Origin of the sequence: Pseudonocardia sp. EV170527-09, assembly GCF_008369905.1 — a bacterium.
Taxonomy (GTDB): domain Bacteria; phylum Actinomycetota; class Actinomycetes; order Mycobacteriales; family Pseudonocardiaceae; genus Pseudonocardia.
Genome location: NZ_VRMC01000057.1, coordinates 20,607 through 39,072, shown reverse-complemented (window position 1 = coordinate 39,072; position 18,466 = coordinate 20,607). Strand labels below are relative to the sequence as shown.

General features: G+C 78.1%; 2 protein-coding genes. Both read left to right on the top strand.

Features of this window, described 5'->3' with window-relative positions; all coding sequences use genetic code 11:
• A partial coding sequence (locus FVA95_RS33025; protein ID WP_149665249.1) for a type I polyketide synthase occupies positions 1–16,899 on the top strand: 16,899 nt, incomplete at its 5' end.
• Positions 16,856–18,454 (top strand): beta-ketoacyl reductase, encoded by a 1,599-nt coding sequence (locus FVA95_RS32045; RefSeq protein ID WP_304627186.1) that lies wholly within the window; start codon positions 16,856–16,858, stop codon positions 18,452–18,454. The genes FVA95_RS33025 and FVA95_RS32045, both read left to right, overlap by 44 nt.
• Positions 18,455–18,466: the final 12 nt, after the last annotated feature.

Genomic DNA, 18,466 nt, shown 5'->3' with positions numbered 1-18,466 from the left:
GTGGACACCGCCTGCTCGTCGTCGCTGGTGTCGATGCACCTGGCGGCGCAGGCGCTGCGGGCGGGTGAGTGCGGTCTCGCGCTCGCCGGTGGCGTCAACGTGATGGCCACCCCCGGCTCACTGGTCGAGTTCAGCCGCCAGGGCGGGCTGGCCCGTGACGGACGCTGCCGCTCCTTCTCCGACGACGCCGACGGCACCGGCTGGGCCGAGGGCGCCGGACTCGTCCTGCTGGAGCGGCTGTCCGACGCCCGCGCGCACGGGCACCCGGTGCTCGCGGTGCTGCGCGGCTCCGCGGTCAACTCCGACGGCGCCTCCAACGGGTTCACCGCGCCCAGCGGGCGGGCCCAGCAGCGGGTCATCCGCGCGGCGCTGGAGCGGGCCGGTCTCGGACCGGGCGAGGTCGACGTCGTCGAGGCGCACGGCACCGGCACCGTGCTCGGCGACCCGATCGAGGCCGGCGCGCTGCTGGCCACCTACGGCCGCGACCGCGAGCACCCGCTGCTGCTCGGCTCGGTCAAGTCGAACCTCGGCCACGCCCAGGCCGCGGCCGGGGTCGCCGGCGTGATCAAGATGGTGCAGGCCGTCCGGCACGGCGTCGCCCCGCAGACCCTGCACGTCACCCGGCCCAGCACCCGGGTGGAGTGGACCGAGGAGATCCAGCTGCTCGACCGGGCCCGGCCGTGGCCGGAGACCGGGCGGCCCCGGCGCGCCGCCGTCTCCTCGTTCGGGGTGAGCGGCACCAACGCCCACCTCGTCCTCGAACAGGCTCCCGAGCCCGAGCCCCCCGCCGAGGACGCACCCCGCCACCCGGCCGCGGCCACCCCGCCGTGGCTGCTGTCCGCGCGCAGCTCCGAGGCGCTGGCCGGGCAGGCCCGGCGGCTGCTCGACCACCTCGACGCCCGCCTCGGTGTCCGCCCGCTCGACGTCGCCTGCGCCCTGGCCACCACCCGCACCGCGTTCGAGCACCGGCTCGCCGTCGCCGACCGCGAGGCCCTCGCCGCCTGGCTGGACGGCACCCCCACCCCCGGCACCTGCACCGGAACGGCCACCGGCAGGCCCAGGACGGCGCTGCTGTTCTCCGGGCAGGGATCGCAGCGTGCCGGCATGGGCTCCGGTCTGGCCCGGCGCTTCCCGGTCTTCGCCGACGCCCTCGCCGAGGTGCTCGACGAGCTCGGCCTGCCCGCCGACGCACTGGACACCGTCTCCGACGACACCGGGTCGGCGCAGCCCGCGCTGTTCGCCTTCCACGTGGCCCTGTACCGCCTGCTGGGCTCGCTCGGTGTCGTCCCGGACATGGTCGGCGGGCACTCGGTCGGCGAGATCGCCGCCGCACACGTCGCGGGGGTGTTCCCGCTGGCCGACGCCTGCCGGCTGGTCTCCGCCCGCGCCGCGCTGATGGCCGCGCTCCCGCCCGGCGGTGCCATGATCGCGGTCGAGGCCACCGAGGACCAGGTGCGACCGCTGCTGACCCCCGGGGTGGCGATCGCCGCGGTGAACGGCCCGTCCGCGGTCGTGCTGTCCGGCGCGGAGGACGAGGTCGTCGCGATCGCGGGCGGGTTCCGGCACACCCGCCTGCCGGTCTCGCACGCGTTCCACTCGCCCCTGATGGACCCGGTCCTCGACCGGTTCCGGTCGGTCGCCGAGAGCCTGACCTACCGGCGGCCGTCGCTGCCGGTGGTGTCCAACCTGACCGGTGGCCTCGTCGGCGCCGAGCTGTGCGACCCGCAATACTGGGTGCGGCACCTGCGCGGCACCGTCCGCTTCGCCGACGGACTGGCCGCGCTCGCCGCGGCCGGGGCCGGGGTGTTCGTCGAGGCCGGGCCGAGCGGCGCACTCACCGCGAGCGCCGCGGGCACGGCCGAGCTGGTGCCCACCCTGCGCCGCACCGGCGCGGAGGAGCCCGCGCTGCTGGCCGCCCTGGGCCGGCTGCACACCGCCGGGGTCCCCGTCGACTGGGCGGCGGTCCACGAGGGCACCGGCGCCCGGCCGGTCGACCTCCCGGTCTACGCGTTCGCGCACAGCCGGTTCTGGCCCGAGGTGTCGGTGCGGGTCGCCGACGCCGCCGGCCTCGGCGTGTCCCCGGCCGGGCACCCGCTGCTGGGGGCGGTCACCACCGTCGCCGGGTCCGACGAGGTGCTGCTCACCGGATCGCTGTCGACCGCCACCCACCCGTGGCTGGCCTCGGCCGACGGCCCCGGGCTGCTCCCCGCCACCGCCGTGCTGGAGCTCGCGTTGCACGCCGCGCACACCGTCGGGGCCGCCGGTGTGGCGGAGCTGACCGTCGACCCGCCGCTGCACCTGCCCGCGGGCACCGCGATGCGGCTGCAGCTGCGCGTCGGCCCGCCGGACGCCGACGGGCACCGCCCGCTGCACCTGCACGCCCGTCCGGACGACGGCACCGAGGGCCCCTGGACCCGGCACGCCACCGGCACCCTCGCCGCGCCCGGGACCACCGGCCCGGCCGCGACCACCGACACCACGTGGCCTCCGGCCGGTGCCGTCGTCACCGACCTCGCCCCGGCCGCCGACGAGCTCGCCGCAGCCGGGCTGCCCGCCGCACCCGTCTTCGCCGGTGTGCGGTCGGTCTGGCGCCGCGACGACGAGCTGTTCGCCGAGGTCGCGCTGCCCGAACAGGACGGCGACGCCTGGGGCCTGCACCCGGCGCTGCTGGAGGCCGCGCTGCACCCGGTCGTCCTCGACGGCCCCACCGCGCTGGCCCCCGTCACCTGGCGGGACGTGCGGCTGCACGCCGCGGGCGCGTCGGTGCTGCGGGTCCGGATCACCCGGGACCGCACCGCCGGCACCGACGGCACCGCCGCCACCGCGGTACGGCTGACCGCCACCGACGTCACCGGCGCGGCGGTGCTCACCACCGGCCCGGTGACGCTGGGTCCGGCCCCGCGCCCGGACTCCGCGACCACCGCCGCGCACGACGGGGCGGGGCTGCTGCTGCGCACCGACTGGGTGCCGGTCGAGCTCCCCGCCGACCCCACCGTGCTCGATCCCACCGTGCTCGATCCCACCGTGCTCGACCTCACCGGCGACCCGGCCGCCGGCGCCGCCGGGGTGCACGCGCTCACCGCGCGGGCGCTGGCGGCGGTCCAGGCCCACCTCGCCGCGGACGGCGACGACACGCGCGCCGGCGGGGGAGCCCTGCTGGTCCGCACCCACGGTGCCACCGGCGGCGACGACCCGGCCGCCGCAGCCGCCTGCGGACTCCTGCGCTCGGCCCAGACCGAGAACCCCGGCCGCATCCTGCTCGTCGACACCGACGACAGCCCCGCGTCCGCCGCGCTGCTGCCGCGGCTGCCCGCGCTGCTCGCGGTGGGGGAGACGGTCGTCGCCGTCCGGGACGGGGCCGTCCGCGCCCCGCGGCTGGTCCCCGCACCCGCTCCCGCGGGCTCCGGCAGCGGACGGCCGTGGGACCCCGAGGGCACCGTCCTGCTCACCGGCGGCACCGGCGGGCTCGGCGCCGAGCTCGCCCGTCACCTCGTCGCGGGCGGGGCCCGCCACCTCACCCTGCTCAGCCGCCGTGGAGCCGGGGCCCCCGGCGCCGCCGACCTCGTCACCGAGCTGGAGCAGGCGGGCGCGCGGATCGTCGTGCACGCGTGCGACGTCGCCGACCGGGCCGCGCTCGCCGCGGTCGTCGACGGGCTGGAGCGCCCCCTCACCGCGGTGGTGCACGCCGCGGGCGTCCTCGACGACGGTGTCGTCGCCGCCCTCACCCCGGAGCGGCTCGACGCGGTGCTCGCCCCCAAGGTCGACGCCGCCTGGCACCTGCACGAGCTCACCACCGACCTCGACCCGGCCGCGTTCGTGCTCTACTCCTCGGTCTCGGGCATGCTCGGCGCCCCCGGCCAGGGCAACTACGCGGCCGCCAACAGCGCGCTCGACGCGCTCGCCGCGCACCGCCGTGGACACGGCCTGCCCGCCGTCTCACTGGCCTGGGGAGCCTGGGCGCAGGACGCGGGCATGACCGCCACACTCGCCGACACCCGCCGGATCACCGCGGCCGGCGCCCCGATGCTGAGCGTCGAGCAGGGCCTCGCCGCGTTCGACGCGGCCCTGCGCCTCGACGAGCCGGTCCTCGCGGTCCTGCCGCGCGCCCTCGCCGCGCCGGCACCGACCGGCGCGGTGCCCGCGCTGCTGCGCGGGCTCGCCGGAACCGGACGCCGCCGCGCCGCCGACGGCCGCGGCGGCACCGCGTCCGACTGGGCCGACCGGCTCGCCGGGCTCGACCCCGAGGACCGGGCCGACCGGCTCACCGCGCTGGTCCGCGACGCCGCCGCGGCGGTCCTGGGCTACGACTCGCCCGCCGCGATCACCGACGACGCCGAGTTCCGCCGCCTGGGCGTCGACTCGCTCACCGCACTGGAGCTGCGCAACCACCTCGCCGCCGCGACCGGGCTGACCCTGCCCGCGACGCTGGTGTTCGACCACCCGACCCCACGTGCGGTCGCCGCGCTGCTGCTCGAGGAGATCCTCGGCGCCACCTCCGTCACGCCAGCCGCGGTCACCCGCACCGCGGACGGTGCGGACCCGGTCGTCGTCGTCGGGATGGGCTGCCGCTTCCCCGGCGGTGTGCGTTCGCCCGAGGAGCTGTGGGAGCTGCTCGCACAGGGCCGCGACGTCGTCACCGGCTTCCCCACCGACCGCGGGTGGGCCGACGGCCCGCTGTCCGGGGTCGAGGGCCGCGGTGGGTTCCTCGACTGCGCCACCACCTTCGACCCCGCGGTGTTCGGGATCTCCCCGCGCGAGGCGACCGCGATGGACCCGCAGCAGCGCCAGCTGCTGGAGGTCACCTGGGAGTCCCTGGAGCGGGCCGGCATCGACGCGGCCTCGCTGCGCGGCAGCGCCACCGGGGTCTGGGTCGGCACCAACGGCCAGGACTACACGCACCTGGTCGTGCAGTCCGACCAGGACGTCGAGGGACACGCCAGCACCGGGCTGGCCGCCGCGGTCATGTCCGGGCGGCTGTCGTACACCTTCGGCCTGGAGGGGCCCTCGCTGACCGTCGACACGGCCTGCTCGTCGTCGCTGGTGGCGCTGCACCTCGCCGTCCGGTCGCTGCGCAGCGGCGAGACCTCCCTCGCCCTCGTCGGCGGCGTCACCGTGATGTCGACGCCGATGAACTTCGTCGGGTTCGACGCCCAGGGCGGACTGTCCCCGGACGGTCGCTGCCGCGCCTTCTCCGACGACGCGTCCGGCACCGGCTGGTCCGAGGGTGCGGGCATGCTCGTCCTGGAGCGGCTGTCCGACGCCCGCGCGCACGGACATCCGGTGCTCGCCGTGCTGCGCGGGGCCGCGCTCAACTCCGACGGCGCCTCCAACGGGCTCACCGCCCCCAACGGGCCCGCCCAGCAGCGCGTCATCCGCGCCGCCCTGGCCGACGCCGGGCTCGCCCCGGCCGAGGTCGACGCCGTCGAGGCGCACGGCACCGGCACGGTGCTCGGCGACCCGATCGAGGCCCAGGCACTGATCGCCACCTACGGCCGGGACCGCGAGCACCCGCTGCTGCTCGGCACGGTCAAGTCCAACCTCGGCCACACCCAGGGCGCCGCCGGCGTCGCCGGGATGATCAAGTCGGTGCTGGCGCTGCAGCACGCCGAGCTGCCCGCCACCCTGCACGTCGCCGCACCCACCGGGCACGTCGACTGGGCCGACGGCGCGGTGTCCCTGCTCACCGGACACACGCCGTGGCCCTCGACCGGGCGTCCGCGCCGGATCGGCGTCTCCTCCTTCGGGCTGTCCGGGACCAACGCTCACGTCCTGGTCGAGCAGGCCCCGCCGGAGACGGCGCCAGAGGTGCCGCCCGCCCCCGACGTGGTGCCCGCGGTCGTGCCGTGGCCGCTGTCGGCCGCCGACGACGAGACCCTCGACGCACTCGCCGCGCGGGTGACCGCCGCGGGCACCGACCCGCTGGACACCGGCCTGACCCTCGCCACCCGCCGCACCCGGCTGGACCGGCGCGCCGTGCTCCTGGCCGGCCGCGACGGGGCGGTCGCACCCGTCGAGGTCGCCCGCGGCACCGCGGGCGGCGGGCGCCCGGCGCTGCTGTTCTCCGGGCAGGGCGCCCAGCGCCCCGGGATGGGTCGCGAGCTCCACGCCCGCTTCCCGGTGTTCGCCGCGGCCCTCGACGAGGCCCTGGCGGTCCTCGACCCCCGGGTGCGCGAGGTCATGTGGGGCACCGACGCCGACGCACTGGCCGACACCGCGGTCACCCAGCCGGCGCTGTTCGCGGTGGAGACCGCGCTGTACCGGCTGCTGGAGTCCTTCGGGGTCCGCCCGGTCGCCGTCGGGGGCCACTCGGTCGGCGAGATCACCGCGGCCCACGTCGCGGGTGTGCTCTCGCTCGCCGACGCCGCCGCCCTGGTCACCGCCCGCGCCACGCTCATGGCGGAGCTGCCCGCGGGGGGCGTGATGGTGGCGCTGCGGGTCACCGAGGACGCCGCACGGGCCGCGCTGGCGGCCGAGGGGACCGCACTCGCCGACGTCGCCGCCGTGAACGGACCCCGTTCGGTGGTGCTCTCCGGCGAGGCCGCCGCCGTCGAGGCGGTCCGCGCCCGGCTCGGCGTCGAGGGCACCCGGCTGCCGGTGTCGCACGCGTTCCACTCGCCGCTGATCGAGCCGGTGCTGGAGCGGTTCGCCGGCGTCGTCGCCGGGCTGCGCCTGTCCACACCGCGGATCCCGGTGCTGTCCGGGACCGCCGGTGCCCTCGCCGGGGACGAGATCACCGACCCCGCGTACTGGGTGCGGCACGTGCGGGCCACGGTGCGGTTCGCCGACGTCGTCGACGCCGCCCGCGCCGCCGGGGCGGACACGCTGCTGGAGGTCGGTCCGGACGCCGTGCTGGCACCGTTGGCCGACGGGATCGTCCCGACGCTGCGTCGTGACCGGGACGAGGAGACCGCGCTCGCCACCGCGCTCGCCCGGCTCCACGTGGCGGGCGGGCCCGTGCGGTGGGGCCCGTGGTTCGACGGGACCGCGGCCCGGCCGGTGGACCTGCCGGTCTACCCGTTCCGCCGGGACCGGCACTGGCTCGACCCCGCCGCCCGTGCCACCGGCGCCGACCCGGGGGAGTCCGCGTTCTGGGCCGCCGTCGAGCAGGGCGACCTGGAGTCGCTGTCCGCCACCCTCGACCTGGACGACGACGCGGTCTCCGCGGTCGTCCCGGCGCTGTCGGCCTGGCGACGCCGCCGCCGCACCGAGGGCGCCGTCGACGCCGTCCGGTTCCGCGAGACCTGGGAGCCGGTCACCCCCGCCGCCCCCGCGCGACCGGGCCGGGTCCTGCTGGTCGCCCGGACCGCCGACCCCGGCACCGACCCCGGCACCGACCCCGGCACCGACCCCGGCACCGACCCCGGCACCGACCCCGGCACCGATCCCGACACCGTCGCCGTGGCCGCGGCGCTGCGCGACGCCGGTGCGACGGTGGCCGGGCCGGTCGCCGTCGACGACGTGGCGCTCGCCGACCGCGGCACGCTGGCCGCCCTGGTCGGCCCGGCCGGGGCCGGCGCGGACCGCGTCGTGTCCCTGCTCGGTCTGCACCCCGACGCGCACACCGCGCTCACCGGCACCCTCACCCTCGTCCAGGCCCTCGGCGACGCCGGTGTCGACGCGCCGTTGTGGACACTGACCCGCGGCGCCGTCGGCACCGGTGGTGCCGACCCCGCTCCGGTCCCGGAGCGCGCCGCGCTCTGGGGGCTCGGCCGGGTCGCGGCGCTCGAGCACCCCACCCGCTGGGGCGGGCTCGCCGACCTGCCCGCCGTCCTCGACGGCCGGGCCGCCCGCCGGCTCACCGCCGTCCTCACCGGAGCGGGCGAGGAGGACCAGGTCGCGGTGCGCGACAACGGAGTGCTGGGACGGCGGCTGGTCACCTACCCGGTCGGCGCCACCGCCGAGGCCCCGGTGCCCGGCTGCGTCCTGGTCACCGGCGGCACCGGCGCGCTCGGCGCGCACGTGGCCCGTGACCTCGCCCGTCGCGGCACCCGCCGGCTGGTGCTGCTGGGCCGCCGCGGCCCCGACGCCGCCGGAGCGGCCGAGCTGTCCGCCGAGCTGACCGCGCTCGGTGCCGAGCCGGTCCTGGTCGCTGCCGACGTCGCCGACCGCGACGCACTGGTCCGAGTGCTCGACGCACACCCCGTCGACGGCGTCGTGCACGCCGCGGGTGTCCTCGACGACGGCGCACTCGACTCCCTGACCCCGGACCGGTTCGACACGGTGTGGCGAACCAAGGTCACCGCCGCGCGGCTGCTCGACGAGCTGACCCGGGACCGCCCGGTCGCGCTGTTCGTGCTGTTCTCCTCGGTCGCCGGCGCGGTCGGCAACCCCGGCCAGGGCAACTACGCCGCCGCCAACGCCGCCCTGGACGCGCTCGCGGCGGCCCGCCGCGCCGACGGCCTGCCGGCGGTGTCGGTGGCCTGGGGTGCCTGGGCCGGCGACGGCATGGCCGCCGGCGACGACGCGGACCGGGCCCGTCGCCGCTCCGGCTCCACCGCGCTCGACCCGGCCCTGGCCCTGTCCGCGCTGTGGCGCTCGACCGACGGCCCGGCCGCCGCCCCGGTGGTCGCCGAGCTGGCCCGCCCGCAGCTGCTGACCTCGCTGCTGTCGCTGCGCCCGTCGCCGCTGCTGTCGGCGCTGCCCGGCGCCCGGGCCGCCGCGGATGCGGCCGCCGCGGCCCGCCGTGACACCGAGCGGGCCGGCGGAGAGCTGCGCGCCCGGCTGTCCGGGCTGCGCGGCGCCGACCGGATCGAGCCGGTCCTGGACCTGGTGCGCGCCACCGCCGCCGCCGTGCTCGGCCACACCGGGACCGACCGGATCCCCGCCGAGCGCCCGTTCCGTGACCTCGGGATCGACTCGCTCACCGCGGTGGAACTGCGCGACCGGCTCGCCGCCGTCACCGGGCTCGCCGTGCCCGCCGCGCTGGTGTTCGACCACCCCACCCCGCGGGCGGTGGCCCGGCACCTGCTCGACGAGCTCGACCCGGCCGGTGACGCGGCGGCCCCGACCACGTCCGTGGCCGGCCCCGACGACCGGAACGACCCGGTCGTCGTCGTCGGCGCCGCCTGCCGGTTCCCCGGCGGCATCGCCTCGCCCGAGGACCTCTGGACCGTCCTCACCGAGGGCCGCGACGTGATCGGCCCGTTCCCCACCGACCGCGGCTGGGACCTCGCGGCGCTGGCCGGCGACGGCCCCGGCGCCAGCGCGACCGCCCGGGGTGGGTTCCTCGACGGCGTCGCCGACTTCGACGCCGCCTTCTTCGACATCTCCCCGCGCGAGGCGCTCGCCATGGACCCCCAGCAGCGGCTGCTGCTGGAGACGTCCTGGGAGTCCCTGGAGCGCTCCGGCACCGAACCGACGAGCCTGCGCGGATCCCGGACCGGGGTGTTCGTGGGCACCAACGGGCAGGACTACCAGCGCGTCGTCCTCGGCTCCCGGGAGGACCTGGAGGGACACGCCGGGACCGGGCTGGCCGCCAGCGTCATCTCCGGGCGCCTGTCCTACGCGCTCGGGCTGGAGGGACCCGCCGTCACCGTCGACACCGCGTGCTCCTCGGCCCTGGTCGCGCTGCACCTCGCCGCCCAGGCGCTGCGGGCCGGCGAGTGCGACCGTGCCCTGGTCGGCGGGGTCACCGTGATGGCCACCCCGACCTCGTTCGGCGGGTTCTCCCGGCAGGGCGGGCTCGCCGCCGACGGCCGGGTGAAGGCCTTCTCCGACGACGCCGACGGCACCGCCTGGTCCGAGGGCGCGGCCGTGGTCGTGGTGGAGCGGCTCTCCGAGGCCCGCCGGCACGGCCATCCCGTGCTCGCGGTGCTCCGCGGCTCGGCGGTCAACTCCGACGGCGCCTCCAACGGGCTCACCGCCCCGAACGGGCCGTCCCAGCAGCGGGTCATCCGGGCCGCGCTCGCCGCCGCCGGGCTCGACGCCGCCGACGTCGACGTCGTCGAGGCGCACGGCACCGGCACGGCGCTCGGTGACCCGATCGAGGCGCAGGCGCTGCTGGCCACCTACGGCCGCGCCGACCGCGACGCGCCGCTGCGGCTCGGCTCGGTGAAGTCGAACATGGGCCACACCCAGGCCGCCGCCGGCATGGCCGGGCTGCTTAAGATCGTCCTCGCGATGCGGCACGGGGAGCTGCCCCGCACCCTGCACGTCGAGCGACCCACCGGCCGGGTGGACTGGGCCGACCGGATCGCGCTGCTCACCGAGCCGCTCCCGTGGCCCGCCGGCGGACGCATCCGCCGCGCCGGGCTCTCCTCGTTCGGCATCAGCGGCACCAACGCCCACGTGGTGCTGGAGGAGCCGCCACCCGGGGAGCCGGCTCCGGCCCGCCCCGGGCCGGAGGACGCGCTCGTCCCGTGGCCGGTCTCCGCCCGCAGCGCGCGCTCCCTGCAGGAGCGGGTCGCGCAGCTGCACGCCCTCGACCCGGCCGGCACCGGTGCCCGGTCCGACATCGGTGCCGCGCTGGCCGCCACCCGGGCGGTGCACGAGCACCGCGCCGTGTTCGCCGCGGGCCCGGACGGTCTCACCGAGCTGGCCACCGGCGTCGCCGGGGAGCCGGGTACCGCGGTCCTGTTCTCCGGGCAGGGCAGCGTCCGGCTCGGTGCGGGCCGCGAGCTGCACGCCCGTTTCGACGTCTTCGCCGACGCCTTCGACGCCTGTGCCGCCGAACTGGACCGTCACCTCGACCGGCCGCTGCGCGAGGTGCTCTGGGGCGAGGACCCCGCGCTGCTCGAGCGCACCCGCTACGCCCAGCCCGCCCTGTTCGCGGTCGGCGTGGCCTCGTTCCGGCTGGTCACCGCCCTCGGCGTGCGGCCCCGGCACGTCGCGGGGCACTCGGTCGGCGAGATCACCGCTGCCCACGTCGCCGGGATGCTGTCGCTGCCCGACGCCGCCCGCCTGGTCACCGCCCGCGGCGCGCTGATGGACGCGCTGCCCGAGGGCGGCACGATGGTCGCCGTCCGGGCGACCGAGGCCGACGCCCTCGCCGCGCTGCGCGACGGCGTGTCGCTGGCCGCGGTGAACGCGCCCGGCTCCGTGGTGCTGTCCGGGGACGCCGACACCGTGGCCGAGGTCGCCGCCGGGCTGGGGGAGACCACCCCGCTGCGGGTCGGGCACGCCTTCCACTCCGCACGGATGGACCCGGTGCTCGACGACCTCGACGCGGTCGCCGCCGGGCTGGAGCTCACCGAGCCGCGGATCGGTCTGGTGTCCACCCTGACCGGTGGCCCCGCCGGCCCCGACGAGCTCGGCGCGCCCGACCACTGGTCCCGGCACGCCCGCGGGACCGTCCGGTTCTCCGACGCGCTGGCCACGCTGGCCGCCGCAGGAGACACGGCGTTCCTGGAGCTCGGTCCGGACACCGCGCTGTCCGGGCTGGTCCCCGCGACGGTGCCGGACGCCCTCGCCGTCCCGCTCCTGCGTCGGGACCACGACGAGCTCCGTACCGCCGCGACCGCGCTGGCCCGGCTCCACACCGCAGGCGCCGACGTCGACTGGACCGCCTGGTTCGCCGGCGGCGCCACCCGGCCGGTGGAGCTCCCGACCTACCCGTTCGACCGCGCGCGGTACTGGCCCGCCGCCGCACCCACCGTCCGGCCCGGCGACGTCTCGGGGCTCGGCCTGGAGTCCCCGGGGCACCCGCTGCTCGGGGCGTCGGTCGCGATGGCCGGCTCCGAGGAGGTCGTGCTCACCGGACGGGTGTCGGCCGCGACCCTGCCGTGGCTGGCCGACCACGTCGTCGGCGGGTCGGTGCTGTTCCCCGGCACCGGCTTCCTCGAGCTGGCGCTGCGGGCCGGTGACCTCGTCGGCTGCGAGCGGGTCGGCGAGCTGACCCTCGCCGTGCCGCTGGTCGTCCCGGACGGCGGGGCGGCCGAGATCCAGGTCCGCGTCGGTGCCCCGGACGGTGGACGGCGCCCGCTGTCGGTCTGGGCCCGCGAGGCGGGCTCCGGGGACGACTGGACCGGCCACGCCGAGGGCACCCTGACCCCGCGCACCGGCACCGTCCCCGCACCCGTCGCCACGGCCTGGCCGCCGCCCGGGGCCGAGGAGCTCGACCCCGCGGCCTTCTACGACGGCACCGCCGCCGCCGGCGGCCTGGACTACGGCCCGGCGTTCCGCGGCGTCCGCGCCGCCTGGCGGGACGGCGCGGACGTCCTCGCCGAGATCGAGTCCGACCCCGTCACCGAGGACGCCGCTTTCTACGGGGTGCACCCGGCGCTGCTCGACGCCGCGCTGCACGCCGAGGCACTGCTGCCGGACGCACCCCGCGGGCTGCCGTTCGACTGGTCCGGAGTGACCCTGCACGCCACCGGTGCCCCGCTGCTGCGGGTGCGGGTCGTCCACGCCGGGGACGGCGCCGTCCGGGTCGAGGCCGCCGACGCGGCAGGGGATCCCGTGCTGTCGGTCGACGCGCTGGCCCTGCGCGAGCCCACCGCCCCGGCCGACCCGGCACGGACACGCACCGCCGAGTCCCTGTTCCGGCCCGGGTGGACACCGCTGGAGGTCCCGCCCGGGATGCCCGAGCCGGTGCGCTGGGCCCTGCACGGCCCGGACGTCCACGGTGTGGCCGACGAGCTCACCGCCGCGCTCGGCGCCCCCGTCGCCGACGGGGGGACACCGGAGCTCGTGGTCGCCGGTGTGGCCGGTGGCGCGACCCCGGACGCGGTCCGCGCGAGCACCCACGCCGTGCTCGCGGTGCTGCAGGGTGCCGTCGCCGACCCGGACGGACCGCGCACGGTCTTCCTCACCCGCGGTGCCGCCGGCGCGGGCGATCCGGTCACCGACCTCGCCGCCGCCGCCGCGACCGGTCTCGTCCGGTCCGCCCAGGCGGAGAACCCCGGCCGGTTCCTCGTCGTCGATCTGCCCGCCGACACCGTCGACCTGCCCGCCGCTGCACCGCGGGTGCTCGCCGCGGCGCTCGCACGGGCCGACGAACAGCAGGTCGCCGTCCGCGGGACCGGGATCCTCGCCGCGCGGCTGGACCGGGCCCGGCCCGAGACCTCGGGACTGCTGCCCCCGGTGGGCGTCCCGTGGCGGCTCGACACCGCCGGCGGCGGCAGCCTGGCCGCGCTCACCCTCGCCCCCGCGCCCGACGCCGACGGTCCGCTCGGCCCCCGGGAGGTCCGGGTCGCGGTCCGCGCGGCCGGTCTGAACTTCCGGGACGTCCTCAACGCCCTCGGCATGTACCCGGGCGAGGCGGGCATGTTCGGCGCCGAGGCCGCCGGAGTGGTCGTCGGGACCGGGCCGGAGGTCACGTCGCTGGCGGTCGGGGACGCGGTGACCGGCATGCTGTTCGGCGGGTTCGGCCCGCTCGGCACGGCCGACGAACGGCACCTCGCCCGGATCCCGGACGGTTGGTCGTTCGAGCGTGCCGCCTCGGTCCCGCTGGTGTTCCTCACCGCCTACCACGGCCTGGTCGACCTCGCGGGTGTCCGGCCGGGCGAGCGGGTCCTGGTGCACGCCGGTGCCGGTGGCGTCGGCATGGCGGCGATCCAGCTGGCCCACCACCTGGGCGCCGAGGTGTACGCCACCGCGAGCCCGGCCAAACAGGACGTGCTGCGCTCGCTCGGCGTCGCCGAGGACCACATCGCCTCCTCCCGCGACCTCGACTTCGCGAGCGCGTTCGGCGGCGTCGACGTGGTCCTCAACGCGCTCGCGGGCGAGTTCGTCGACGCCTCACTCGGGCTGCTCGGGCCCGGCGGCCGGTTCCTGGAGATGGGCAAGACCGACCTGCGCGATCCGGCCTCGCTGCCGGCCGACATCGTCTACCGGCCCTTCGACCTCGGTCAGGTCGACCCGGAGCGGATCCGGGAGATGCTCGACGCCCTGCTGGTGCTGTTCGCCGACGGTGCGATCGAGCCGCTCCCGACCCGCACCTGGGACGTGCGCCGGGCCCCCGAGGCGTTCCGGTTCATGAGCCGGGCCCAGCACGTCGGCAAGATCGTCCTCACCGTCCCGGCGGGGCCCGACCCGGACGGCACCGTGCTGATCACCGGCGGCACCGGCGGACTGGCCGCCGAGCTGGCCCGGCACCTCGTCGAGGGCGGCGCCCGGCACCTGACCCTGGTCAGCCGCCGCGGCCCGGACGCCCCCGGCGCGGCCGAGCTCGTCGCCGACCTGCGGGCGGGCGGGGCGCAGGTCGCGGTGCACGCCTGCGACGTCGCCGACCGCGACGCACTCGCCGCCGTGCTCGCCGGTCTGGAGCGGCCGCTCACCGCGGTGGTGCACGCGGCCGGGATCCTCGACGACGGCGTCGTCGGCTCGCTCACCCCGGAGCGGCTCGACCGCGTGCTCGCCCCCAAGGTCGACGCCGCCTGGCACCTGCACGAGCTGACCGCCGGGCTCGACCTCACCGCGTTCGTCCTCTACTCCTCGGTCTCGGGGGTCATGGGCAGTGCCGGGCAGGGCAACTACGCCGCGGCCAACGGCTACCTCGACGCACTGGCCCAGCACCGCCGCGGGCTCGGGCTCCCCGCCGTCTCCCTGGCCTGGGGTGCCTGGGCGCCGACCACCGGCATGACCGCGGCGCTCGACGCCGCGGCCCTGGAACGGATGGAACGGTCCGGGATGCCGCCGCTGTCGCTCGAGCAGGGCCTCGCCCTCTACGACGCGGCCACCCTGGTCGACGACCCGGTCGTCGTCCCCGCCCGGGTCACCGCGGGCAGTGGTGCCGGACCGGCACCGGACGCCGCGACCGTGCCGCCGCTGCTGCGCGGCCTGGTCCGCACCCGGCGCACCGCCGCGGGCGGCGGGGACGGCCGCGCCAGGGACCGGCTCACCGGGCTCGCCGCCGACGACCGGCCGGACGCGGTCCGCGCCCTGGTCCGCGCCGAGACCGCAGCCGTGCTCGGACACGCCTCGCCCGAGGGGCTCGACGGCACCGCCGAGTTCCGCCAGCTCGGACTCGATTCGCTGACCGCGGTCGAGCTGCGGAACCGGCTCACCGCCGGCACCGGGCTGAGCCTGCCCGCCACGCTCGTCTTCGACTACCCGACACCCGATGCGCTCGCCGCGCACCTGCTCGGCGAGCTCTTCGGCGACCCGGACGCCCCCGCGGACACCTCGGCCGCCGCACCGGCCCGCGCCACCGAGGACGACCCGGTCGTCGTGGTCGGGATGAGCTGCCGGTTCCCCGGCGGTGTCCGGTCCCCGGAGGACCTGTGGCAGCTCCTCGTGGAGGAGCGCGACGCCACCGGTCCGCTGCCCACCGACCGCGGCTGGGACCTCGCGGCGCTGGCCGGCCAGGGGCCGGGCTCCAGCGCGACGGCCCGCGGCGGCTTCCTCGACTCGATCGCCGAGTTCGACCCGGAGTTCTTCGGGATCTCCCCGCGCGAGGCGCTGTCGATGGACCCGCAGCAGCGGCTGGTGCTCGAGGCGTCCTGGGAGGCGTGCGAGCGCGCCGGGATCGACCCGACCGCCCTGCGCGGCACCCCGACCGGGGTGTTCGTCGGCACCGGCGGCGCCGAGTACGCGCACCTGCTGTTCGGCTCGCCGGAGAGCATGGAGGGCTACTCCGGGACCGGCACCTCGGCCAGCGTCACCTCCGGCCGGGTGGCCTACGCCCTGGGCCTGGAGGGCCCCGCGATGACCGTCGACACCGCGTGCTCCTCGGCGCTGGTGGCGCTGCACCTCGGCGCGCAGTCGCTGCGCGCCGGCGAGTGCTCGCTCGCCCTCGCCGGTGGCGTGCAGCTCATGTCCACCCCCGGCGCCTTCATGGAGTTCACCCAGCAGGGCGGCCTCGCCCCGGACGGCCGGTGCAAGCCCTTCTCCGACGACGCCGACGGCACCGCCTGGGCCGAGGGCGTCGGCGTGATCGTGCTGGAGCGGCTGTCCGACGCCCGCCGCCGGGGCCACGAGGTCCTCGCGGTGCTGCGCGGCTCCGCGGTGAACTCCGACGGCGCCTCCAACGGGCTGACCGCCCCGAACGGGCCCGCCCAGCAGCGGGTCATCCGGGCGGCCCTGGCCGCGGCCGGGCTGACCGCCGCCGAGGTGGACGCGGTCGAGGCGCACGGCACCGGCACGGTGCTCGGGGACCCGATCGAGGCGCAGGCGCTGCTGGCGACCTACGGGCGGGGGGAGCGCGAGCACCCGCTGCTGCTCGGGTCGGTCAAGTCCAACCTCGGCCACACCCAGGCCGCCGCCGGCGCCGTCGGCGTGGTCGCCACGGTGCAGGCACTGCGGCACGGCGAGCTGCCCCGCACCCTGCACGTCACCGAGCCCTCCGGCCACGTGGACTGGTCGTCCGGGGCGGTGCGGCTGCGCACCGAGCGGACCCCGTGGCCGGACACCGGGCGGCCCCGCCGGGCCGCGGTGTCCTCGTTCGGGATCAGCGGCACCAACACCCACGTCGTGCTGGAGGCCGCACCCGAGCCGCCGCCCGTCGCGGAGCCCGGGACCGGGCAGGTGACCCCCACCGTGGTGGCGCTGCCGGTGTCCACCCGGCACCCCGACGTGCTCGACGCGGCCCTCGACGACGTGCGGGCCGCGGTGCGCGACCGGCGCCCGGTCGACGTCGCGTACTCCCTGGTGCACGGCCGGGGCGCTGCTGCGCACCGACTGGGTCCCGGCCGAGGACCTCGCCCCGGTCGACGTGGCGCGCTGGGCGGTGCTGGACCCCACCCCGGCTGGCGCCGAGTCGGGCGTCGCCCGCACGGTGGCCGAGGCGCTGACCGGGACGGGCCGCGAGGTCAGCGTGGTGGACACCGTCGACGCGGTGCCCGACGGCACCGGGATGCTCGTGGTGCCGCTGCCCGGGAACACCGACGGGTCCGTTCCCGGTCGCGCCCGCGCGCTGGCCCGTCGCACGCTCGGCGTCGTCACCGACCGGCTGTCCACCGGGCGCCCCGACCTGACGGTGCTGTTCCTGACCCGGGGCGGCGTCGCCGCCGCACCGGATGAACGGCTCGCCGACCCGGCCACCGGCACCGTGTGGGGGCTGGCCCGCTCGGCCCGTTCCGAGCACCCCGGCGTCTTCGCCGTCGCCGACACCGACGCCGGGTCGCTCGCCGCGCTCGCCACCCTCCCCGCCCTGCTCACGGCGGGGGAGACCGAGTTCGTCCTGCGCGACGGCGCGGTCCGGGTGTCCCGGCTCGCCCCGGCCGACGGGCCCACCGACGGCACCGGGGACGGCCCGGTGCTCGGCTGGGACCCGGACGGGACCGTGCTCGTCACCGGCGGCACCGGCGGCCTGGGCGCCGAGCTGGCCCGGCACCTGGCCGGCCGGGGCCACCGCAACCTGCTGCTGGTCTCGCGCCGTGGCCCGGACGCCCCCGGCGCCCTGGAGCTGAGGGCCGAGCTCGCCGCGCACGGCGCGGAGGTCACCGTCGCGGCGGCCGACACCGCCGTGCGGGCCGACCTGGCCGCCGTGCTCGCCACGATCCCGGCCGAGCACCCGCTGACCGCGGTGGTGCACGCCGCCGGTGTGCTCGACGACGGCACCGTCGGCTCGCTCACCGACGAGCGGCTCGACACCGTCCTCGCCCCGAAGGTCGACGGTGCCTGGCACCTGCACGACCTCACCCGCGACGCCGGGCTGCGCGGGTTCGTCCTCTACTCCTCGGTCGCCGGTGTGCTCGGCGCCGCGGGGCAGGCGAACTACGCCGCCGCGAACGTCGCCCTCGACGACCTGGCCCGACACCGGCACGACCTCGGCCTGCCCGGGCTGTCGCTCGCCTGGGGCCCCTGGGCGGCCGGGATGGGCGAGGCCGTCGCGGAACGGGCCGCCCGCACCGCGATGCCGCCGCTGGACACCGCCGACGGCCTGGCCCTGTTCGACGAGGCCGTGACCCGTACCGAGCCGGTCCAGGTCGCCGTCCGCCTCGGTGGTGGCGGGGGCCGTCCGGCCGGACCGGTACCGCCGATCCTGCGCGGCCTGGTCGTCGGCGGGCGGCGCAGCGCATCGGACCGGACGTCCTCGCAGGACCTGGCCCGGACCCTGGCGGAGATGGCGCCGGAGCGCCGCGAGGAGCACGTGCTGTCCCTCGTCACCCGCAGCGCCGCCGCGGTGCTCGGGCACGACGTCGCCGAGGTCACGGTCGACAAGGAGTTCCGGGCGCTCGGCGTCGACTCGCTCGCGGCGGTCGAGCTGCGCAACGGGCTCACCGCGGCGACCGGGCTGGCGCTGCCCTCGACCCTGGTGTTCGACTTCCCGACACCGCTCGCGGTGGCCCGGCACCTGGTCGGCGAGCTGGTCGGCGCGACCGGCCCGGTGCCCGCGCTCACCGCGGAGCTCGACCGCCTCGACGCGGCCCTCGCCTCGGCCGATCCCGCCGACCTCACCGGCGCCGACGTCCTCACGCGGCTGCGCCGGCTGCTCGCCCGGCACGAGGCCCGCGACCGGGGCCCCGGCGGGGCCGGGGTGGAGGACCGGATCCGCGAGGCCAGCGCCGAGGACGTCCTGGCCTTCATCGACAACGAGCTGGGCCGGGCCCGCAACGGCTCCGACCACTCCTGACCGCCGACCCGC